The organism is Echinicola sediminis, from assembly GCF_054777495.1.
On the sequence record NZ_BAAHAP010000048.1, the window covers coordinates 1 to 23,811 of the forward strand.

Here is a 23,811-nt window from a genome sequence, read left to right on the forward strand (position 1 = left end):
GTGAGCTGATTTTCCTGTTAATTGTGAAAAAATCTTTTCCTACCGATAGCCATCGGTAAAGGGCCTCTTTGAACATCAAGTCATTTAGATCTTCTTAATAATTTAAATTTGTCTACCCATAGCAATCCATATAGAACCATATAAATTCCCTCTAATTCATTGAGTTTTTTTGAACCTATTAAATATTATGTGTATTCGGAATGTTGCACGTAATCAAATCTTATTAGGTTATTGTTGTTTTCTGTTCTTTTATTCAGGTATTGATTTATTCTTAATGTTCTTCATGAATGCTACGCATTTCCATTGATGAAAAGAACCATCCTAAGGAAGCTTTCGGGACTAGGCCACGGAGCCTCCCGTACAGTAGTCGGGACAGGTTCTTCAAATTGAGTGAATTCGTTTTCGATTACGATCAGCTTGCCTCAATTTGATTTTGTGCCATTTGCTGTAGGCTAAAAATGAGTGGATCTCGCTCGTCCACTTCGCGAGCTAACTCATTTTCTTAACGCCTCCATCAACTGTCCCAAAACCGAATGCTCCAAAGGCCTTTAGAAGGATTTCAGTTAAGTATCTTGTTTCATTTCTACTACGTACAAAATTCCGGAAAGTCAAAAAAAATTAATTCGTACTAATTCGTGGACACCTTCTTGATATTTTCGTTGACGGGCATAATTACGGATATTTACCTTAAAATCAATACCTTAAACGATACCAGAATTTTTCTGATATTCAGAAGGGGTTTGCCCGGTACTGGCCTTAAAAATCCTGTTAAATGCCGATTTGGAATTGAACCCACACTCCTCCGCTATGGACATTATCTTCTTATTTCCATGCTCGGGATCCAATAGCCTTCGCTTGATTTCGGCTATCCGATATTCATTGATATAATCATAAAATGGTTTTCCTATCACTTCATTCAACAAGGCAGAAAGTCTATGGGTACTGACTTCTAACATGCCGGATAAATCGGCCAATCCCAAGTTGGCATCCATATAGGGCTGTCTCGCTAGCATAAGCGCATTCAGTTTTTTCACCAACTCCTCATCCTCCTCTGAAACGGGCTGAACCTGCTCTTCCTTCGTTCTAGCTCCCCACCTTTTGATGAGGTAGATCAAAAGGAACATTGCTATCAGTAGACTAGAGAGCCCATAAATCCACGCTGTACTAAATCCCTGACGCGTTACCTTAATGGTCAGCTCCATGGGGTGTTGGTTCCAGATCCCATCATTGTTCGAGGCAAATAGTTTCAAGGTGTAACTTCCAGGGTCCAGTTTACCATAACTTATACCGCTTTCTGCCGCCTCACTAAGCTGCCACTCTTGGTCCACTCCTTCTAGCATCCATTTGAGTTGATTTCTTTTTGGACTGGCGAAAGACATGGCCGACACTTCCAGTTTCAATTGAAAAGTCTTTTCAGGGATTTCGATACTATGTTGGTAAATGTCCCATACTGCCCCCTGCTCCCCTGGCAGATTTGCGAAGGGTTTAATATCCCGTCCATCCACCAACACGCCTGTTACCACAGGCTGGGGCACATGATCATTGCTTTCAAAATGAACAGGATTGAACACATTGACGCCCCCGGTTCCTCCGAAATACATCGTACCATCTTCATCTTTCCAGGCAGCATTTTTCCGGAATTTCCCTTTCAACACCCCATCATATTCCGAATAATTCCAAAACCGTTCACTATCGGGGTCGAATTTAGACAAACCATTATTGGTAGAAATCCATAGAAAACCAAAATCATCCTCCAGTATCCCATTCACCTCATTATCCGGAAGTCCTTCCCTTTCGGTATAGGCCTTAAACCTAAATGAACTTTTTCCCTCTTTATCTTTTTCCTCTATTACCCTATTGAATCCAGCCGTTGAAGTCCCTACCCAAAGCCTTTTCTTGCTATCCTCAAAAAGTACAAATACCTCGTCATTGCTTAGGCTGTTGCTATCCTCAGGATCATGCCTGAAATGCTCAAACCATACACGACCATCCAAATCCTCATGCATAAGATTAAGCCCGTATTCATTTATACCTATCCACACCCTTCCCCTGGAATCCTCAAAAATGGTAAAAACGGAATTCCCGGAAATGCTGCCTTTGACGGTGTCATCTGATTGGTAGTTCTTGAAAATGAAATCTCCGTTTTCATCCATATTGAGTACTGATAGGCCACCAAGCGAGCCTACCAATAGCTGTCCTTTTCGATCTTCGGTAATGGAAGTTACTGAATTGGAAGGCAAGGCATGCTCGGAGTTTTTTTCATAGTGAAAATGTCTCCATGGGGAATCTCCGCTTTGCTTTAAGTTCAGGCCTCCCCCCATGGTTCCCACCCAGAACCTTCCTTTGGAATCCTCAAAAATAGCAGTGACGTATTCCCCACAAATACTATTTCCCTCACAATCGGGGGGGAAATGACGGAATTGGGGATCCTTTAGCGATCCCGCTCTTTGGAGTTTTTCCAATCCATTGTCCCGCGTGCCCAGCCAGAGGTTCTCAGCTCTGTCCCTATAGATATACTGTACAAAACTGTTACTTAGGCCTTTTGGATTGGCGGGATCATATTGCCATTTGACAAAACGTTGCCGGGTCCAGTCATAATAATCCAATCCCTCTTGGGTTCCTATCCACACTACCCCGGTTCCATCATTAAAAATGTCGTAGACATCATTACTGCTCAAGCCGCTTTTTTGGTCGGGATAGCTCAACAAATAGGTAGCTTCACCTCTTTTTGGATCATAGATGCTTACTCCTCCTCCGTAATCTCCTAAAAACAGCCTTCCTTGTCTATCTTCTGAAATTATGCCAAATCCTTGTTTCAGAGGATGGTGAACCTCACTTAACCACTCAAATTTCCCTTGGCTTGGCATAAACCGAAACAGCCCCCTGGTCCCTACTCCCCAGAGCGTTCCGAACCTATCTTCATAAAGCTTGTTGATATCCACAGCATAGGAACGCTCTATCTTTCCGGATTTCCGGCTGTACAGGCTTACCTGTTGGTCATGGCATATCCAAAAGGAATTGGCCCTACTTTCGTAAAAGCTCTCTACTTGCACACCTTCCCATATTTTCTCCAACTTGCTATTGGCAATATCATAGCGAAAACTCCCCTCATCGGTTAAAATCCATAATGACTGCTCCTTGTCCTCGTACAAATGGGTGATAAGCGCAGAACTGAGGTTGGTTTTGATATCAAAGGTATCCTTGAAAACAGCCGATTTACCGGTAAGGGGGTCAAGCGAACACAAACCCGCTGTGGTTCCTACCCAGATTTTTCCTGAAGTCCCCGTAGCCAGCGAATAAATCTTATCACTGCAAATGGAAAGGGAATCGTTCTCATTATGTTTAAATACCCTGAAGCGGTGTCCATCAAAGGCTGTCAGTCCATTTTGGGTGCCCAACCAAAGCATGCCATTGCTGCTTTTTACCATCACCCTGACTTCATTATGGGAAAGCCCATCCACCGTGGTATAATGATGCAAAACTGGATCTATGCCCGAATAAGCACAAAAACTGACCAAAAAAGTAAGTATTGTAAGGAGATTCGCTTTCATTTCGTAAGCAAAAATAAAATTAATCCTCATATTTTTAAAGATATCCTGTTTTCATACCTATTCCCTGGGCTTTTAGTGTGCTGCCCTTCAAAAGGAACAACCCAGCACTTGACCCACTTAATAAGCTCCCCGTTACCTAAACCAACTATCCCCCCTCATCTTACGGTAATGGGTAGGCGTTAACGAGGTATGGTTTTTAAAAAGTCTGGAAAAATGGGCCAGGCTCTTGAAGCCTGTTTCCTCAATTATCCCTTTGATGGGCGTGTCGGTTGTAATTAGAAGCAGCTTTGCCCTCTCTATGCGCTTTAGGATCACAAAATCTCCCGGAGAATACCCCACTATCTTTTTGAAGACCCTTGAAAAATGGTCGGTGGACAAGTGGGTCATTTTAGCCAGGCTTTTCACTTGGATCGATTCCGATAAATGGTTTTGAATGTATTGCAACACCGGGTTAAGCTGATACCTCATCAGCTCATGATAGTTTGAGTTGACCTCCGGGGCTATAAACTTGCAAAATAACTGTTCCACAATTGCCCTGGATTCGAAAGTATGGGAAAGGGCTTGACTATTTGTCGGTTTGCTGAGCCATTCTTTTGTCTGATAGATTTTAGGATCTATACTGGGCAATTCCAGGTTGGGGTTCAATTCCAATAATCTTTTGCATAGGCTCTTATCGAGCTCACTGGCTTTTAATTCCCGAAGGGTATGAAAAAGACTGTAAACCCTGAGGCCACTCATCAGTTCAGCCCCAAAATGAATATAATAATGCTCCAAGTCCTTGCTGAAAAAATACGAACAGGGGGTAAAACTTGGAATCAAATAGAGCTTCCCGGGAGCCAGGATGATTTTTTCATCGGCAAGTTGAACCCATCCATCCCCTTGGGTAATCAAGTAAATTCTAGAAATGGGGCTGATGATATTAGGACAACTATAGTCATTCTCAAATTTTGATAAGCCTATATTTTTTAACGCCACTTTTATGATATGGTCAGAGAGGGATGGGTTCATTTTATCCGGTAAGCTAATCCTGATGATTGTTGATTCAACCTTAAAGATACACCGGTCAGGAAAGCCAGCCCCATTACGCTTTCATTTTTTTAACCATTTCCCTTAGCTAAAGCCCGGAATTAAATCTTTAAACCTTTCTTCACAAACCACCATGTCGTTATTGATCAAATAATTGCATCGATAGCGCAAACCATTTGGATAGAATCTCAATAATTTTGATCCCAAGAAAATGAAACCTTTTGACTGCACAATCAATAATTATATGAAAAGATTACTATTGCTCGGACTCGTTTTGACGAGCATCATGCATTTGTCACATGCCCAGCTGAGTGGTGGAGGAGATCTCAATCCTGACCTAACTGCCCCAAAAGAAGCCCAGGAAGAATGGATGGATAGACGTATCGGCTTAAGTGTACATTGGGGACCTTCCGCATTGGGTGGAGAGGAAATCAGCTGGTCCCGTGATTCCAAAATCCCCAAGGAAACCTACGACAACTATTACAAAAGCTTTAATCCTGACAAGTTTGACGCCGATGAATGGGCAAAACTGATGAAAAAGTGGGGAATAAAATACATGGCACCGACCAGCAAACATCACGATGGATTCTCCTTGTGGTTTTCAGCATTTACGGAATACGATATGGAAAATGCCCAGCTGAAAATCGACATCATGGAAGAACTGGCCAGCGCTTGCAAGAAAAATAATATCATGTTAGGGGCCTATTATTCCAATTTGGATTGGTACCATCCTGACTGGTTTCCCTACCAATACGGGGGGCCGGGTCCCCTGTTTGAAAAAAAGGAGGACAGCCCCAACCTGGACCGATACTTCACCTTTTTTGAAAACCAGGTGATTGAACTGATCAGAAAATACGACCTGGATTTTTTACAATTTGACGGTGAATGGGATTCCACCTACACCCATGAGGTAGGATCAAGATTGTACAGAAGATTTCATGAAGAAAAAAAGGAAATTTTACTGAGTTCGCGGATAGATATCGGCCGAAGGAGTGCCGGCCATGGAAACCACCTGGAAATGGACGGGGAGAAATATGCCGGAGATTATCAGGAACGGGAAAGGGTGGTCAACCACGGTAACAATGTGATTTCATGGCTGGACCATCCCTGGCAGGCCTGGGTAACCATTGACAAAAGCCAATGGTCCTATAACCCTGATCCCAAATTAATGTCGGCTGATGAACTCATCAGGGACCTGGTCAGCGTCATCGGAAATAACGGGAACTATATGATCAACCTGGGCCCCCGTCCTGATGGAAGCTTTGAGCCTGAGCAAATTGCCTTGATGGACGAAATGGGCCGGTGGCTAAAAACACATGGGGAGGCAGTTTATGGAACCCGAGGGGGACCATTTTATCCCTTTGATGAAGGAGTAAGTACCAGAAAAGGAAAAAAGGCCTGGCTATTCCTTCTTGACCCCAAGGCTGAAAAGGTTGTGTTGCCCAAACTGTCACAAAATCTAATATCAGCCAAGCTGTTTGGCACAGATCAGAGCATTTCATTTGAAACCGACAAACTCAACCTACGGTTCCGCATTCCGCAACAACCATCAATGCCTGTAAGAGTAATAGAGCTGGTTTTTGATGCGCCGGTTGAAATGGCCAAAAAGGATCAAAAATTAGAGAAATTCAAACTTAATGGCGCTAAGCAAATCACTGAGGGTATCATGTATGAATTGAGCACCGAGCATAAGGACTGGCATCAATCAGCGAATACAAAAGCCCTTTTTAATAATGATAAGGTCAGCACCTATTCCTTCCACACCCAAAGTGAACTGGCCCCTTATATCAAACTGGATTTAGGCGACTCAAAAGAAATCCATTGGATGGTTATCCACAACCGGGTGGATTGCTGCAAGGAAAGGGCCCAAAACCTGACGGTCTGGATTTCTGAGGACAATATCCACTGGAAAGAATACTGGAGCAGCGACAAAATCCAGGACCAATGGGAGATACCATTTGAAAACCAAAGCATGGGTGCGACCATCCCCGGTGTAAAAGCCCGCCACATCAAGGTCGGCCTGGCAAATAAGGAAAAAGAAATCCTCCATCTCAGCAAGATCAACATCTTTGCCAAGTAAATAAATCAGATGTAGGAAGGCTAATGGAGCAGAGCCTATCTCATAATAGATCCCTCTGAGTCTTACACAAATAATATTTCGTTATGGTGTGTGAATCAGTGGAGAAAGCGCCCGATCCAAAGGGGCAAATTTATAATAGCCTGGGGCGGTAGTCCCGGGCTAAAGTACCCCGCAGGGCTCTTGTTTTGGCCGGATTAGCAGCAATAGAGCATACAACTTGCCGCCAAACCCCGTTTATTTCAATTGATAAATTTACCCAATATAATTTCGTCACCCTAAGTGATGGGTAATCTTATACCCATAGAATATTTGCCAATCAGGTTATGGTCATGACTTAAGAGACAGCCTGCTTTTTTTACCCTACGCTCAAAAGGCAACTTTGAGAAACCAACGTGTATAATTACGAATCTTTTTTGGAAATACGATTATCCGGAATTACACCAGTAAATTTATTTCTCACAGATTCCACAGAATTTCACGGAACTAAAAAACCTTTTCTGTGGGTTTCTGTGGGTTTCTGTGTATTCTGTGAGAGATCGTTTGCTAACTTAGAGCTACTGGTGTCTTTGCGGATATACATATTTGGAAAAGTATTTAAAACAAAAAAACACATTTCGTTAAAATTTATTTTCTTTTCGTTGTCTTTAGAGGCTAAAACAGTAAAACACCGAAAAAACATGACTGAACAAACTATTTAACTAAAATACTGGCTGTGTTCCTTTCAAAAACAGTGTTGATCCTCCCTAATATGACCCCCTTGAGAAAGGAACCGATAGAAAGAATTTACCGCAAAAGATGCAATTTTCAATAAAACTGCCTACCTTAGGTTAATCGTTTAACACCAATTTAGGTTATTCCATCCAAAAATTCGGTAGGAAATTCTAAATACATCAGAAAATCTTATCCGAAGGAATACGTAAATTATGTTTTGTTAACTATAACGATACGAATATCATTTAACGATCAAGCAGATAAGAAAAGCATATGGATTTTAATGGATTGAACCTTTCATTAGGAAACCTCTCCTTACTATCAGAAGCCCAATCCCGGTGTATCACCGCCGAAAACCCAACGGGGGAGCCGGGAAAAGGAGGTCGGGCCACCAGTAGATTTGCGGAAAAACAGGCCAGCGAATTGGGCCAAGGCTGGAAAGTAAACCCGGCCATCAGCATTGCCCCGGGAGAAACCGCCGTGATAGCAGACATAAAAGGCATGGGAAATATCCAAAGCATGTGGATGACCGGCATTATTTCCCGGGATTTGATCATCCGAATATATTGGGACAATCAACAGCACCCCTCGGTAGAGGTGCCCTTTCCCGACTTCTTTGCCAGTGGCTACGTAGACAACACCGATGTATTGCTGGGAGGTGAATTTGCTCCGCTCAACTCCATCCCGGTGGCAGTGAACCCATCCAATGCCTTTAACTGCTTTTGGAGCATGCCCTTCAAAGAACGGTGCTATTTCACCATTGAAAACCGAAGTGATATAGAGCGGATAGTCTACTACCAACTCAACTACCAACTGACCCAAGTGCCGGATAATTGCGCCTATTTCCATGCTTCTTTCAGGAGGTCCAATCCCGTACAGGCAGGTGAAGTCCATACGATCATAGACAATATTGAAGGACAGGGCCATTATATAGGTACTGCGATGAGTGTAGGGCTCAATGGTGCCGGTGGCTGGTGGGGAGAAGGTGAAGTGAAATTCTACATGGACGAGGATGAAGATTTCCCTACGATTTGTGGTACAGGCCTGGAAGATTACTTTTTAGGAGCCTTCAACTGGGAAACCAACAAGGGATATACCACCTATAATTCACCCTATGGAGGTTTTCACCGATACGAAGCGCCGGACGGTCTGTATAAAATCCAGCCCCGCTTCTCCTTATACCGCTGGCACATCCCCGACCCTATCCGTTTCAGGAAAAAGTTGAAAGTGACGGTACAGGATTTGGGATGGAAAAACTTCAACACCAAACATTTTGAGGTGATCGAAGACAGAAAATACCTTGCCCGACAGGATGATATTGCTACAGTGGCCTTTTGGTACCAAACGCTGCCCAGTATACCGCTGAAAAGGTTGCCTGATAGAGAAGGAATGAGTATCCAATAAAATAGCCGGGAAGTGAATAAGTTAAAAACAAGAGAAAGCCAAGTTGGACTACTTGAAAAGATAGGCTACGGGCTTGGAGACACCGCAGGTAATTTTGTATACCAATCTGTCCTTTTGCTATTGGGCTTTTTCTATACAGAAATATATGGCTTGAACGCCACTACGGTGGCTTCCATTTTTTTGGTGGTAAGGATCGTCGATGCGGTAACTGATCCCATTATGGGAGGCATTGTAGACCGCACCGATACCAAATGGGGAAAGTACCGTCCCTATTTGATCATTCTGGCCGTGCCCTATGCCTTGGCCAGTGTACTGGTCTTCACCGTCCCTGACTTTGGGCCGGAGGGAAAAATCATTTATGCCTATGCCACTTACACTACCCTGATGTTGCTCTTTACCGCCACCAATATCCCCTATGGGGCATTGACCGGGGTAATGACCAGCAATCCTAAAGAAAGGGCATCCATCAATGCGACCCGATTTATGTTTGCCACTGGTGGCGGCCTGATCGTAACCTCCTTGGTATTGCCGCTCACCGAACTTTGGGATGATCCAGCATTAGGCTATAGAAATGCCATGATCATCATGGCTATCCTTTCGGTCATTCTGTTCGTCATTTGCTTTTTGACAACCAAAGAAAGGGTTCAAGGTGTCTCATCGAAAAGGGAAAGCCTTTTTACTGACCTCAGGTTCATTTTCAAAAATGACCAATACCGCCTGGTGGCCTTGGCCACTTTGGTAATGGTGACCGCCCAAACCATTAAGAACACCACCCAAATGTTTTACATTACCCTCTACGTGGAAGATGCCGCAGCTTACTCGGCACTGTTCTTATCCGTCTGGATGGTAGGTGGTATGATCGGGGCACAGCTGGCCTCAAAGGTCCTGGACATCATGGACAAGAGGAAAGCCTATATCCGTCTTCTTTATGTATGCGCCTTTATGTCCGCTATTTCCTTTTTCGCAGGCAATTCGAATATTTTCCTCATTATGGCCATTCAATTTTTTGTAGGCTTCTTCAATCAGATGATCGCCCCCATCTGGTTTACCTTTACGGCAGATGCAGTAGATTATGGAGAACTGAAATTCAAAAAACGCCTGGACGGATTGACACTTTCCTTTACCCTGTTTTCACTAAAAATGGGACTATCCGTAGGAGGAGCATTGGCCCTGGCCATCATGGGATACTATGGCTATGAAAGCGGAGGTGTGCAACAAAGCGAAGCCTCCACCAACGGTATCCTTTTGGTATTTTCCATCGTGCCCGCCTTGGTATTTGTACTTACCGCCCTGGTCGTGGGCCTATTTAAATTAAATACCAAAACCATTGCCCTGAATGCCTCAAAACTTCAGGAGCTAAGAGAAATTTAAGTAAACACCACTATTTAGTAAACGCGTAAAAATGAACTTAAAAAACTACTTCATCGCCAGTTTTTGCCTTCTCCTCTTTATAGTCAGTATGGGCACTGCCCAAACCATCGATAATACCGAATTCTATGTATCACCCAAGGGAAACAACGCTGGAGATGGTTCCAAAGAAAAGCCTTGGAAAACCTTGGAATACGCCAAGCAGAAAGCCCGCTCCATAAAGGCGAAGGTGATCATCTATCTCCACGGAGGCACTTATACCCTCGGTGCTCCCCTCAACCTAAGCCATGAAGATTCCAATATTAGCTTCAAGGCAGTAGAAAATGAAACACCGGTTATCAGTGGTGGGGTAAAGATAGCCAATTGGCGAAAAGGAAAGGATGGTATCTGGTACGCAAAAGTGCCCAAAGGAGTGGTAGGTAGAAACCTCTATATAGATGGAAAAAGAGCTGTCCGGGCCAGAACCCGGGATGGCGAAGGCTGGTACAGAGAAGCAAACAATGTCAGTAACTGCGGCTCCGTGGCCTGTAAAGAGGAAAATACACCCAACACCTACAAAATCCCTGAGGACCTCCCTACCCTCCAATATCCTGAAGATGTGGAAATGCTCAACGTGATGCGCTGGAAACTTTACAGAGGGAGCATTCAAAAAATTGAAAATGGCACCGCTTATATGCAACCTGAATATTGGGAACTGGCTAAGGTAGGTCCCTTCGGAGTGCTCGATAAGCCCAACGCAGATGCCGTCTCCTGGCTGGAAAATGCCCTTGAATTTCTGAATGAAGAAAGAGAATGGTTTTTGGACAAATATAAAAGCATCGTTTACTATCAACCTCTTCAGGATGAGGACATGGAAAATGCGGAAGTTTACCTGTCCCATATCGAAAAACTCATCGATGCAGATGGCGTGGAAAATGTAACACTACAGGGGCTTACCTTTGCCCATGCAGACTGGAAGCAGGCATCCAGCAAAAAGGGATACGTGAGTATCCAGTCCGGTGCCTACCTTACTGATCCGGACTACATGTCCATAGAAGATGCTTTTGAAGGCATCATCGATATCCCCGGAAATGTCCATTTCAAAAATGCCAGAAATGTCATCATCAAAGACAACCAATTTGTTCACCTAGGAGGCACGGCGCTGAACTTCGATACCAATAACAAGTACATCAATGTTTTTGGCAATACTTTCAGAGACATCTCGGGGTCGGCCATTACCATGGGCAACCTCCAAGACCACCATATTGTCCATGATAAGGTAAGCGAAGAGATCATTGTCGATAATAATTTAATTGAACAAGTCGCGGTAGAATATTTTGATGCCTGTGCCATCAAAAGTTCTTATGTCAAAAACGCGGTCATCGTAAACAATACGATCAATGGCGCCAGCAGTGGTGCCATCTCCCTAGGCTGGGGCTGGGGAAGATTTGATGTGGAGAATTTTGCCTTCTGGCAGGACGGTTCTGACAAAGGCTATAACCATCCCACCATTGCCGGAGGTGTAATAGTAGCACATAATAAGATAATGAACATCACTTCACTTCTGGGAGATACCGGGGCCATCTATAACCTGGGAGCCTCTCCCCATTCGAAATGGTATGCCAACTATATAGAAAACCTTGCTTCCCCAAAATTGAAAAATACCACCAAGGGAGTCCATGGCATCTATACCGATAACGGTTCCAGGGGGATTTATATCTGGGAAAATGTGGTGGTGGAATGCGCCGAAAAACCCTATCTGGCAAACGGTTGCCATAGTTATAACACCCGAGGGGCCGCCTACTATTATGAAAAAGGCACCGGCGATTTTCCTGCCTGGGTCAAAGAAAAAGCCGGTGTCGATAAAGCGGTCCAGCACATCCGGAGCAGGGAAGAAATAAAAGCCATCCTCCCTGACACCCCTGTTGCCAACCACGATGCCAACATTATTGAAAAGGGATATATAGTAGGCAAGAAAATCAAGGCCCAGGGCACTGCGGCCAACTACAAAGCTTCCTTTGCAACAGATGGAAAGACAGCCACTTACTGGAAAGCCGAGGGCAGGCAGGGCGAACTTGTGGTCGATTTAGGAAAAACAGCAGATGTATATTCCATTATTGCCGCTTTTGGAGAAATAGACCAAGTCACACAAAGAGAAGTCTACCACAGAAAGGGCTATGTATTTGAGTACTTGACCTCTATCGATGGTAAGGAATGGAAATCCTATGGTGATGGGAAAAAGACCTCAACCATCGCCGTGAACCAGCAGTATAAAGAAGGTTTTAAACCGGAAGCTGCCCGCTATGTAAAATTAAAAGTACACGATATCGGGGACCATGCTTCTTTGGGCGTTTTACGCTTGAAAGTGCTCGACAAAGTCCCCGTGTATGGGGGAACAGTAGTAGGTCCTGAAAAATAAAAAATGTGATGAAATCCAATAAAACCAGCCTTGGCTATTTGCTATCCGGTATACTATTGCTTTCTGCCAGTTTATTCAGCTGCGCTTCTAAAAGGGATATACTGGAGAGAGCGGAAGTTCCTTTTACCAAAGGACCGGCACAGTATGTTTTAGATCCTTGTCCCACAGATTCCACCGGTAAATGGTACATCAATGACCATACATTTATAGAAGACGATAAGGGCCTGCTTCACTTTTTCGGGATCAACAATCCCTTCTTTGAAGACGGAACATATAACTATACCTACCACCCGCATATCAGCCATGCAGTAATGGGTGAGTCTGACCAAGGATTTAAGCATCATAGCATGGCCATTTCCGAATACAAAAATGGACACGGTTTTGTGGGCGCTCCTTATGTGGTAAAAAATAGTTATGGCAAGTACCTTATGTTTTTTCAGGCTAAATTCGATGGCAAGCGCTATATGGAATTGGCTGTTTCCGAGGATCTCTATCACTGGGACAGACAGCATCAGCCGGTACTTTCTTCCCATGACAATATGCGGGATCCCTGCTACTTCCAAGATGACAATGGTAAGGAATACTTCTATATCGTCACTCCCCGCAAAGAAGGTTCTTCCATTTCTGTAATCGAAACCGATGATTTTCAGACCTTCAAAGCGCCTAAAGAGGTTATTCATATCGCTGATGGGATAAGCTGGAGTGGTCTGGAGTCTCCCTATGTGGTAAAAAGAAATGGACTATACTATCTGTTTGTATCGTATGCGCACCGTCATTACCATGAAACCCTGGTATTGGTCTCCGACCGTTTTGACACGTTCAATATGGAAAATACCATCACCACACTCCATAGCCATGCCCCAGAAATAACCACTTTTCAAGGTAAAACTTATATCAGTTCCTGCGGTATCGAAGGAAGGCAGATGCTGGACAACCATGGTTTGTACTGGAACGAGTTGCAATGGACAAAACAATAAATTAACTCTTCAACACTAATAGTATGCTTAGTATCTTCCGATATACCCTTGTATTGTTTGTTCTTCTACAAACCTCCTGTGGGCGGTCAGAAAGGGAAACCAAAGGCCCAGGCCTTCCCAAAAAGGTAGCGATCATTCCCCAGCCTGCAAGCCTTGTAGAAAATGGTCAATCCTTCGCATTGAGCGAAAATACGGTTCTCCAAATCTCTGAAAATGACCACCGCTTGGAAAAGTTGGCGGCCTATTTCAATGAAAAATTGAAAAAGACTTCAGGATGGACATTAAAAGAAGATAAATCCAACAAGTCGGTCACCAACAGCATTCGGATGCAGTTAGATCCCGCATTGGATAGTCTAGGGGATGAAGGATACCAGCTTAATATCAATGCTGATCAAGTCATCCTGTCTTCCAGTCAACCGGCAGGGCTTTTCTATGCCTTGCAAAGCCTTATTCAATTGCTTCCCGATGCATTTCAAATCGAGGGAGGGCTAAGCAACCGAAAATCCATGGCCATCGCCGGAGTAGAGATCAGCGATGCCCCCAAATTTGGGTGGAGAGGATATATGCTGGATGTTTCCCGTCACTTTTTCGACAAGGAGGAGGTAAAGAAGGTACTTGATTTTATGGCAGAGCTAAAGCTCAACCGTTTTCACTGGCACCTGACGGATGATCAGGGATGGAGGATAGAAATAAAAAAATATCCTAAATTAACAGATATAGGCGCTTGGCGTGTGGATCACAACACCAGTGATGAAAGCACCATCCAATGGTGGGGACGGCCTGGCCAAAAAGAAAGTGAAAAGGCCAGCTATGGCGGTTATTATACCCAAGAAGATATCAAGGAGATCGTAGCCTATGCCAAAGACAGAAACATTGAAGTTTTACCGGAAATTGATGTACCGGGACATTCCCAGGCCATTCTTGCTTCCTATCCAGAGGTTTCCTGTGAACCTCACCGCAAGTTTTATGTGGCCACAGGAGGGGTAGCAAGGGACAATGCCCTTTGTGCCTCCAACCCGCTGACCTACCAGTTTTTGGAAGACGTGCTGGGCGAAGTAATGGATTTATTCCCGCTTAACTACATTCATATAGGTGGTGATGAATGCAACAAAGAAGGATGGAACAAGCATCACCTGTGCCAGGAGTTTATGAAAAAGAACGGGCTGAAAGATGAAAAGGAATTACAGAGCCACTTTATCAAGGAGATTGAAAAAATTGTCAATGCCCAAGGGAAGAACCTTATCGGTTGGAACGAGATTTTGGAAGGAGGGCTGGCGCCTAATGCCACGGTCATGTCCTGGCAAGGGGAACATGGGGGAATAGAAGCAGCCAAAGCGGGACATGATGTCATTATGACCCCTATGGAATATGTGTACCTTGACCTGAGACAGGGACAGGCCGATTACGAGCCCAACCTCGGGTACTCAGAGGCATTGCTTTCTACCTGCTACAATTACCAGGTAATACCGGAAGGTTTTAGCCAAGAAGAAGCCTCCAAAATACTGGGACTGCAAGGCAACCTCTGGACGGAGTCCATTTCAGACTGGGGCAAGCTGACCTATATGACCTATCCGCGTTTATTTGCCGTTGCGGAGAATGGGTGGACGGATGAAAGCCAGCAAAATTTTGATGATTTTATGCAACGCTTAAAGCCACATTTAAAAAGATTGGACTTATTGGGAGTACGCTATGCCAAGAGTGTCTTTAACCCATGGATCCGCCCCAAAGGCAATGGTAAAACCATTGAAATCAGCCTGGACTCAGAGCTTACCGATGCAGAAATAAGGTATACACTTGATGGATCCGACCCTAAGGCCGATAGCCCCCTCTACTCCAAACAGTTTGAGCTGAAGGAAACCAAAACCTTAAAAGCGGCGATCTTTGAAGATGGAAAACGATTGGGGGATATTATTGAAGATACATTTCCTGTCCATAAAGCGGCTTCCGCCCAGGTAATCAACCTAAAAGCCCCTGCGGACAAGGCTACTACCGAAAGGGAAATAGCGCTTACCGACCTGAATTACGGAGAATTGGAAGCGCCGGGAGATACCGATTGGCAAGGCTATGCCGATGGCCTGGACGTAGAGCTCGTGCTGGACAAGCCCATGGATATTAAATCGGTGGAAATATCATCGTTACGGCTGACCATTTTTGGCAATTATCCCCCATTGCAGGTTGAGGTATTTGGAGCAAGCGAAGGTGGGGACTTCATTAAGATAGGTGATTCAGGCTATCAAGAGAACAATTTAAAACAGGGAAGAAATAAAATCAGGACCAAGGTCAATTGCCCTGCTGAAAAGATTTCCCGGATAAGGGTAAGCACCACTTCCCTGGATCCCATTCCCGATTGGCACAACAGGCCGGGCGGCAAGGCCAATTTATTGGTCGACGAGATTTTGGTTCTGTGAAGATAAACGAACAGAAGATCATTGAATGCTTTTAAAAAGGTCTTTCCACTAAGCTAACAATAGCTGTAAGAGGAATTTACTTACCTTGATCGTCAAGTTTTCCCATCTGAATAGAACTGTTTTCTACAGTGATATTCAGATGGGAAATTTTAGAGTCAATGGCTGTTGCTTTAGTCCCCTACATAGGGAATTCGATGAATATTATTCGAAGCCCACTTTATCCGGCATCGGACCACCTTATATAAGCCATGAATACTCATCAAGCCTTCTCCGCTTGGCTAGAGAAGAGGGATCTTTTTATCCTCACTTATTCTTTTGGTAGGAGTCTTTCTCTAATGATGAGCTATTTTTGGGTTTCTCCAAAGAAATACCAGAACAAATTCAATAAAAAATAAGCTCATCTGTAAAAAGAAAGCCTTTATTGATCTTGGCCACAATACGCACATGCTTCACCTCTTCCCCTACTGGAATTTCAAAAGGATAAATGACCAAGCGGTCCTCTGACTCGGGAACAGTATGGCTAACCGTGACCGGCTGTGAAAACTGCTTACCGTCCACTGACCAGGAACATCGGATTTCTTCTGGGAGATATACCCCCGGGCCGGTCAATTGCATAAACCGCGCCTTAATGAATCCTACCTTTTGGGCTTCCTTCAATTCCACCGTCACATCCATATCCTTGCCCTCAAAGCCTTGCCACTCTCCATCCCCGTAGGTAAATGATCCCGTTTGACCGTTGACCAGGGTAGCGGCTCCCTTGGCCGGGTATTTGTTTTCACTGTAGGGCACATGGTAAGTGACCTTGGCCCCCACTGCCAGATGATAGGCCAGTTCCATTTTGGCAACAGGCCCCATCTCGCCATTACCAAGAACCATGGCTGCGCGCACCTCTGATGTGCCTTTCTCGTAAAATGGCCCCTCGTATTTCTTGCTATCATGGCTAGGATCCGATCCGTCCAAGGTATAGCGGATCTCCGCACCGTACCGTTCAGAAGAAATGCTTACCAATGAGGCTTCTTTTACCGTATCCACTTGCGCCTTGATCTTCAGTTCTGCTATCGGCCGATAATAATTGATTCCCTTTCGTTGGAGTAAGCGATAGTGGCTTTGCAGCCGTGAAAAGAAATCTTCCCAGCCTTTATTTTCTGGGCTGGTCCAAGCTACCTCGGAGAGTGCCAACAGGCGCGGAAAAATCATGTACTCCACATGCTCCTGACTTGGGATATATTCGGTCCAGACATTGGCCTGTACTCCCTTTATAAGATGGGCTTTTTCATTGGCCAGTTCTGCCGGAACAGGATCGTAGGAATATACCTTTTCTATGGGCAAATAGCCCCCAATAGCCTTCGGCTGGGTAGCTGGATCGGTTTGGTAACTGTCAAAATAACAATAGCCTCCTGGTGTCATCACCACTTCGTGGCCCGCTTCGGCAGCTTTGATGCCTCCGCTTTCTCCCCTCCAAGACATGACGGTAGCTCCCGGTGCCAGTCCCCCTTCTATGATCTCATCCCAGCCGAGCAGTTTTCTTCCATGGGAAGACAAAAACTTTTCCATCCGCCGTATACCATAGCTTTGCAATTCATCTTCATCTCTCAGGTTCTCCTCTGCTATTCGCCCTTGACATTTGGGACACTTTTTCCATGCCGATTTGTTGGCTTCATCCCCTCCTATATGGATATACTCAGAAGGAAAAATATCCATTACCTCCAACAGTACTTTTTCCAAAAAGTCAAACGTAGCTTCATTTCCCAGGCAAAACTCACTTTGGCTGTGGGGTTCGCCCGAACAGGACAGCTCTGGGTATACTGCCAAAACCTCCTCAGAATGTCCTGGCATTTCAATTTCCGGGATAATGCTTATCCCTCTTTTGGCCGCATAGTCCACTAATCTCTTTGCCTCTTCCTGGGTATAATAGCCCCCATAAGCCAGGGGATCTCCTTCTTCTAAATACTGTCGGGAAGAATCCCACCAATCTTCCCATACCCTATGCGTTCGGAAAGCCGCCTGTCCGGTGAGTTTTGGAAAAGATTTGATTTCCAAACGCCACCCGGGCCCATCCGTCAAATGCCAATGAAATACATTCATTTGATACAATGCCATCATGTCCAGCATCTTTTCCAAAAAGGGAATGGGAAAGAAATGGCGGCTAACATCCAAATGCAAGCCCCGGTAACCAAATCGTGGATAATCGGAAATCTCAACCAAAGGCAAAGCATCCCGGTTGTCTTGAAGAAGTTGCAGCTGAACCAACCGGTTGATGCCCAACAACAATGCCTGCTGATTTGCACCGGTAAGGATGATTCCGTCTGCAGCAATGGAAATGGTGTAATGACTGTCTGAAACAGTGGATAAATCACTGCTGGTCTGAATAACAATGCTGTTACCCTTGCCCATTTTTTCCGAATCAGCAGAAAAAATCTCACGACTGATCGCTAAACCTGCCTGAAGCAAACGGGCATGATCCATCCATTCCACTGAAGGAACAATGATCCGGTTGATGGTCTTTAAGGAAAGGGTTCCTTCTTTTTGCTGAAGATGGACCGGTTTGGGAATGAGGTCTGTATTTTGCGCCTTGACCATACTGGGCATTAAAGCCAACAGCATTACCAACTGTACCAAGCTACTTTTTATGATACTAAATATCCCTATTTCCTTAATTCTCATACCTTTACTTAATAAATTTATTTATCAAAGATAAAGGTATTAATTTAAATTATTGCAGTAGATGCTATTAAGGAAATAGGGATTCCATAATTTTCAACCAGTAACCAATGGCCATGCCTACTCCAAAATCCCTGAATCCAAAATAAGGTAAGCGTACCTAAAATCACTTTGGGCAAACTTGTTTAATTCTTCCTTTATCCTAGGGGCTACATCTTTTTGACGCAGCAGTATTTCCAGGAACTTTTCCAGCTGGTTTTTGGACATGGAAGGTACTTGTGAACTTAGGACGGAAAGGCTTTCCGGGGAAATACGAACGTTTTCCTCCAGTTTTGTCAGGAAGTAAAACCTGGTATTGATATCAAAGACCTCAAAAAACTGGCTTAGCTTGGTTTGATAAGCGTTATCATTCCATAGACTATCGGGCAATTTACTTAGAATGGATTTTCTCAAAAGGGGATTGCCTGTCTCCAGACAGGCTAAAAGTAGCTCCTTTTTATTGACTAGATCCTCGGCCTCCATTTGCTCCACTGCAAATAGCCTGTAACTATCCCGGTCTGATTGAAGAAAGAAAGTAGCCATGCCATCATCAAATAGCTTTTGTGTTTGCTCGGTAAGCCTATTTTCTATGTCACCTTTATGCGCCAGATGCCACAGGGTATAGGAAGAATACAAGGCCCCTTCTACCACTTCCTCCCTGATTTCCAATGCCGTGGCCCCGGTGGTTCCATCAATCACATCCGATGCCCTGAGTAGCTTTTTATCGATCAACTCCTCCTTTTCTTTGAACTTCAAAATAGAGCCTTCATTCAATAAGAGCTCATGCAATTTCACATAATCCTCCCCCTCAAACGGTTGGTGATCAAACTTGGTCAGGGGATGCCCCAAAAGCGTATCATAGCCAATATAGTTTCCCGTCAAATCCCAGAACAATTGAATATGCAGCAGCTCACAAATTTCGTCTTCACAGACAGCGGTCACAAAAGCGGAACTGTAAAAAACAGGAAAGCCTTGGCGACTGACCAATTCTATTGCCAATGGCTCAGGAAGTTCCCCGGCCAAAAATTCAGTAACTTTTTTGCTTTGATATCCTTCCGGTTCCGACAGGGACAATTCCAAAAAAAGAGGACGTAAAACCTCTTTCCCCTCAAAGCTAACAAGCATCAAGGGGAAAGCGATCATCCCTATTAGACGTAAAGAAAACTTCACTTTTGATTTTCTATTAACTTCAAATATTCCTCCAAATGTTTCTCGTATACCTCCCGAGGGCTACATTGGTATTTCTCACAAATAGCCGCTGCCAGTCCCACTGCTGCCCCCATCTGTCCAGTGGTCCTCATCACCCTTGGCCCTCCCAGCCCGATATGCGAACAGCTGAAGTTTCGGCCAGCCATAAACAGGTTGTTGATGTTTTTGGAATACAGGGAACGGTAAGGGATATAATACATCGGCGTCTTATAGAAGATGGCCTCGGAGAGAAAGTCCGGTTTGGAGCCATCTTTCAAATTCTGCTGGTAATGCACATCCACTTCACGCTCCTCCATCACCACAGCGTCCGGAAATTTTCTTTGCTCTGTGACATCGTTAAAAGTGAAGATATGATCGCCGACAAGTCTTCTGGATTCCCGTTTGCCCACCAAGTAAGAAATCCACTCAAATTTAAGGTTTTCCATTCCAGGAAGCTGTTTTTGGTTGTAAAAAGAGCCATAAATGGCCTTCAGCATATGGTCCCTGATTTCTTCCGCATCCTCTATCTGATGGTAATCCAATCGGCTAAGCTCCCACTTCCATGTTCCAGCATCGGCCTGATGTTGTTGCGCCACCTCCATGGCCCAGGGTACTTCGGGGAATGCATAAGATTGATCGGAATGAAAGGTACGCCAAAGCACCGAAGAACCCATGACAAAATCGTCCGCTTCCTTGGGCGACCATAGCTCCCCCCACTCCTCATAAGCCTCCCCATATTGATCGACCGCCTCCCTGCCATAGGAAAATTCAGCCCCAGCCCAATAGCCAATCCAACCATCCCCGGTAGAATCCACAAACTTGGATGCCTTGAAGCGTATTCTCTTTCCTTCCGAAGTATGGCGGGCATCCACGGCCTGTATGGTATTATTTTCCGTCACTGCATCGTAGGCCCTCCAGTTGGTGTAAAGCGCGATGTTTTTATACTTGGCCACATTATCATGTCGTTTTTCTTCGTCCTTATAGGCTTCGGGGGAGCCATTGGGGTAATGCTCCGTATCCAGCATCTTCAATATCCTTTCAAAATTCCCGTATATCCCCAGCGTATGTACCCGGATCTCACTGCTGGCATTTCCTCCCAACACCGGACGGTCATGAATCAAGGCCACATCCAATCCCTGCTCGGCTGCTGCGATGGCCGCAGCGCAGCCTGCTATGCCTCCTCCCACTACTACCAAATCATATTCCTTTTCTATAGAGGGGCTGCTGCTTTCGTCTTTTACCTTCTTCCTCCATTCTGCCAGTGCTTTTCCAGCTCTTGGAGGAACGTCTTCCTTATCCGTGCTGAGGTAGATGGCATCGCATCTTCCATTAAACCCTGTCAGGTCCATCAGCTCCAAATGTACTTTCTTTTTAAGTGTCATCTCCCCGGCATACTCCCATCCCCAGCCAGGCTGTGTCCCCAATTCATTGGGCAAAACCTCTCCATTTACCTTCAGCTTAAACTTTCCCGGTGCTTTCCATTCCCCAGGTGCCCAGTTTTTGGTCCGCACCCAAAAATGGTAATTTCCCTTTTTGCCGAGTTGGATTTCCGTGGAAGCATTGGCCACCGGCACTCCCATTCCATGGGCCAACAGGTAGGGGGATCCCATCTGCTCCACAAACTGGGGATCTACCAGCCAACCGCCAAGATCATCAAAGCTTTCCGCCTCGATCAATGTATGCTGCCCCTGGCCAAATACAGCAGAACAGCAGATCAGCAGAAAAAAACAGCAATGAAACATTTGAGCATAAAATGTTTTTTGAAACTTTTTCATATCATTAAAATTAAAGGTCTTACTTCTTTAAAATATTATTTGATAGTCAATTCCCGGACGTACCGGAAAGGCAAGCATCCCGTTGGTATCCTTATACTGATAGTTGATTTCCTTACCGTTGTTGGTTTCTAGTACCCTTGGCTTTGTTAATCCCTCTTTGACCACCTTGATTTCTGAAACTTCACCGCTGTCATTATAATGGTGTTTATAGCTTACCGGCTCTTTTGATGTGGGATACACTTGGGCAATATGTTCTTCATCATTCTTCCTCAAGACAATGATTCCCTTCCCTCCTATAAACAGGGGCACCTTGTTCCGATCATATTGGTACTTGTCCAGGTGCACAGGCCCTATATGCTTTTTGCCACTTTCAAACTCATACCAGATACCCCCGGGCAAATAAATGCTGTATTCTGGCTCCTTATCATCGGAAAGTTTCGGAGCTGCCAGCACCGATTCTCCAATCATCCACTGAAAGTTCTCCATACGATAAACCTCAGGGTCTTGCGGAAAGGCCAAGGGCATCGGGCTAAGGGTATAGGGGTAACCCGAATGGTATGACATTAAAGCAGCACTGTACAGGTATGGCGCCAACTGGTAGTGAACATCCACAGCCTTTTTAAAAGCCTTTCTTTGCTCCTCCGGCCAATTCTCTGGATAGGCGCCAACGGCCATCCCGGCAGTCAGTGCCAAAAGCCAAGCATGCTGGATATTGGCTTCCACCTGAGAGAGATGATGCATATTATGAACTCCTGCCACGTCCGAATAAACATTGGGAAATCCAGATACGGCATATTGAAAGTAGTTAATAGGGATCCTGGATTTTTTTTCCCCCACTGAAGTATCATTGATTCTCAACAATGTTCCCGTGGAGACAAACTCTCCATTTCTGGCCATTACCAGCCCGCCACCATCACTAATGTTTTTGATAGGCCGATTAAAAATACCTGTCAGGGAGTCCAGGTCCATCATGGTATCTTCTTTTATTCCATCTACCTCCCATTTTTCATATTGGTCAGCATACCATTGGGCCGCCTTTTTATTCCTGCCATCCAGCAAGTAGCTGGGGACTATAGGAAAGATAGTAGATGTTAACTGCAGGGGATTTCCCTCTTCGGTGTTTACAAAATACCCCTTCCGTACTCCTATACGTGACAGGTCATTTCCATAGAATGAAGCTACCTTTAAGTTTTTATCCCTTTTGGTCGTTTGGGGGAAATAGGGACCTCCCTCAGGAATAAAATTTGTCCTCAAGCCTATCATCCAGTGGATCTCATTTGCATGCATCCACTCCTTTAACCGTTCGGGCTCCGTAAATTTCTCACCCCAACGGCCAAAACTGGTCGTGGTACCACCTTTGTCCCAAAAACCGGAGCCGGTTACGGCCCATTTTATAGGATATCCTTCCCTTAGAAACTTCTCCAAAATGGCTTTAACCGTTTCCTGGTTGGTATTCCAGCCCAAAGCATCCCAGGATTCCCAACCCAGTTCAAACAAGGTAAATTTTGGCTTTGCCGCTTCAAAACCCTCTGCCTCCAGAATAGTTTGGTATTGCTGATAGATCTCCCGTATTCCTCCAACAAAAAAATAAAAGGTGGGTACTCCTTTAGCTTTTATATTCACATGATAGGCATCCTTGGACAAGGTCACTGATTTGTTTCCTTGTGAAAAGAAAGCACCGGCAAAACCATTTTTGGGAAAGATGGCGAATGAACTTCCCCATCGGTTCCCTCCCCCATCATTAATGAGACGGAACGTTTTTTCCTCATCTCCCACCAGGTTAAAGGTCTTGTTCCAACCTCCAGCATCTCCTAAACCATAAGCAACGGGCATCCCCCCAAACCGAACGGAAATTTTATTTAATTGATCGTTTTTGGGATCCACGCTAATGGCAAGCACCCCTTCCTCTAACTTAATATCCACTAGCGCACTATCCCCATTGGAAAATACCACCTTTAATACCGCTTCCTTGGAGGTACTTTTTACTACCTCTGACGAAATAACTGGCCGACCATTGAAGGAAAGCCCCGTTTCATGGTCAGAAGGCACCTTTACCTTTCCGGAGGCTTCCTGAATTTCCATGCTTAAGTCCTCCAGGTCAATCCTTAGCCGATGCTCACCATCGCTTAAGGTCAAGAAAGATGGTTGATTCGGAGTAAATGAGGCAATTATCAGCATGCCTAAAACAAGTAGTATAGAGTGTAAACGAATTGATTGCATTATTT

At 44.7% G+C, this 23,811-nt stretch carries 12 protein-coding genes; 6 read left to right on the plus strand and 6 right to left on the minus strand.

Features of this window, described 5'->3' with window-relative positions; all coding sequences use genetic code 11:
- Positions 1 to 701: 701 nt before the first annotated feature.
- Positions 702 to 3,551: a ligand-binding sensor domain-containing protein gene (locus tag ACYVAA_RS13245; RefSeq protein WP_460542439.1), complete on the minus strand. Its 2,850-nt coding sequence runs from the start codon at positions 3,549 to 3,551 to the stop codon at positions 702 to 704.
- A gap of 132 nt (positions 3,552 to 3,683) precedes the next feature.
- Positions 3,684 to 4,559 carry a helix-turn-helix domain-containing protein gene (locus ACYVAA_RS13250; RefSeq protein WP_460542441.1) on the minus strand — a complete coding sequence of 292 codons (876 nt, stop codon included), beginning with the start codon at positions 4,557 to 4,559 and terminating at the stop codon, positions 3,684 to 3,686.
- Between the two features lie 262 nt (positions 4,560 to 4,821).
- On the opposite strand from ACYVAA_RS13250, the gene ACYVAA_RS13255 reads away from it, so the two are divergent.
- From ACYVAA_RS13255 to ACYVAA_RS13280, 6 genes are all read left to right on the plus strand, one after another.
- Positions 4,822 to 6,657, plus strand: coding sequence for an alpha-L-fucosidase (locus tag ACYVAA_RS13255; protein WP_460542443.1), 1,836 nt, complete (start codon positions 4,822 to 4,824; stop codon positions 6,655 to 6,657).
- Positions 6,658 to 7,641: 984 nt separating this feature from the next.
- A complete protein-coding gene (locus ACYVAA_RS13260) occupies positions 7,642 to 8,772 on the plus strand; it encodes a glycoside hydrolase family 172 protein (RefSeq protein WP_460542445.1) in 1,131 nt (376 codons plus the stop codon).
- A 12-nt stretch (positions 8,773 to 8,784) separates the two neighbouring features.
- Positions 8,785 to 10,143, plus strand: coding sequence for an MFS transporter (locus ACYVAA_RS13265; protein ID WP_460542447.1), 1,359 nt, complete (start codon positions 8,785 to 8,787; stop codon positions 10,141 to 10,143).
- A 31-nt stretch (positions 10,144 to 10,174) separates the two neighbouring features.
- The gene (locus tag ACYVAA_RS13270) at positions 10,175 to 12,538 is read left to right on the plus strand and encodes a discoidin domain-containing protein (RefSeq protein ID WP_460542449.1); all 2,364 of its coding nucleotides are present in this window, start codon (positions 10,175 to 10,177) and stop codon (positions 12,536 to 12,538) included.
- A gap of 8 nt (positions 12,539 to 12,546) precedes the next feature.
- A complete protein-coding gene (locus ACYVAA_RS13275; protein WP_460542451.1) occupies positions 12,547 to 13,515 on the plus strand; it encodes a family 43 glycosylhydrolase in 969 nt (322 codons plus the stop codon).
- A gap of 23 nt (positions 13,516 to 13,538) precedes the next feature.
- Positions 13,539 to 15,923: a beta-N-acetylhexosaminidase gene (locus ACYVAA_RS13280; RefSeq protein WP_460542453.1), complete on the plus strand. Its 2,385-nt coding sequence runs from the start codon at positions 13,539 to 13,541 to the stop codon at positions 15,921 to 15,923.
- Positions 15,924 to 16,304: 381 nt separating this feature from the next.
- Here the strand turns inward: ACYVAA_RS13280 and ACYVAA_RS13285 are convergent, their stop codons facing one another.
- From ACYVAA_RS13285 to ACYVAA_RS13300, 4 genes are all read right to left on the minus strand, one after another.
- The gene (locus ACYVAA_RS13285; RefSeq protein ID WP_460542455.1) at positions 16,305 to 18,587 is read right to left on the minus strand and encodes a beta-N-acetylhexosaminidase; all 2,283 of its coding nucleotides are present in this window, start codon (positions 18,585 to 18,587) and stop codon (positions 16,305 to 16,307) included.
- A 117-nt stretch (positions 18,588 to 18,704) separates the two neighbouring features.
- Entirely contained in the window at positions 18,705 to 19,793 is a 1,089-nt protein-coding gene (locus tag ACYVAA_RS13290; protein WP_460542457.1) for a hypothetical protein, read from the minus strand.
- Positions 19,790 to 21,586, minus strand: a complete 1,797-nt coding sequence (locus ACYVAA_RS13295; RefSeq protein WP_460542459.1) for an FAD-dependent oxidoreductase — start codon at positions 21,584 to 21,586, stop codon at positions 19,790 to 19,792. Before ACYVAA_RS13295 ends, ACYVAA_RS13290 begins: the two co-directional genes overlap by 4 nt.
- A gap of 27 nt (positions 21,587 to 21,613) precedes the next feature.
- On the minus strand, positions 21,614 to 23,722 hold the full coding sequence (locus ACYVAA_RS13300) for a TIM-barrel domain-containing protein (RefSeq protein ID WP_460542461.1): 2,109 nt from the start codon (positions 23,720 to 23,722) through the stop codon (positions 21,614 to 21,616).
- Positions 23,723 to 23,811: the final 89 nt, after the last annotated feature.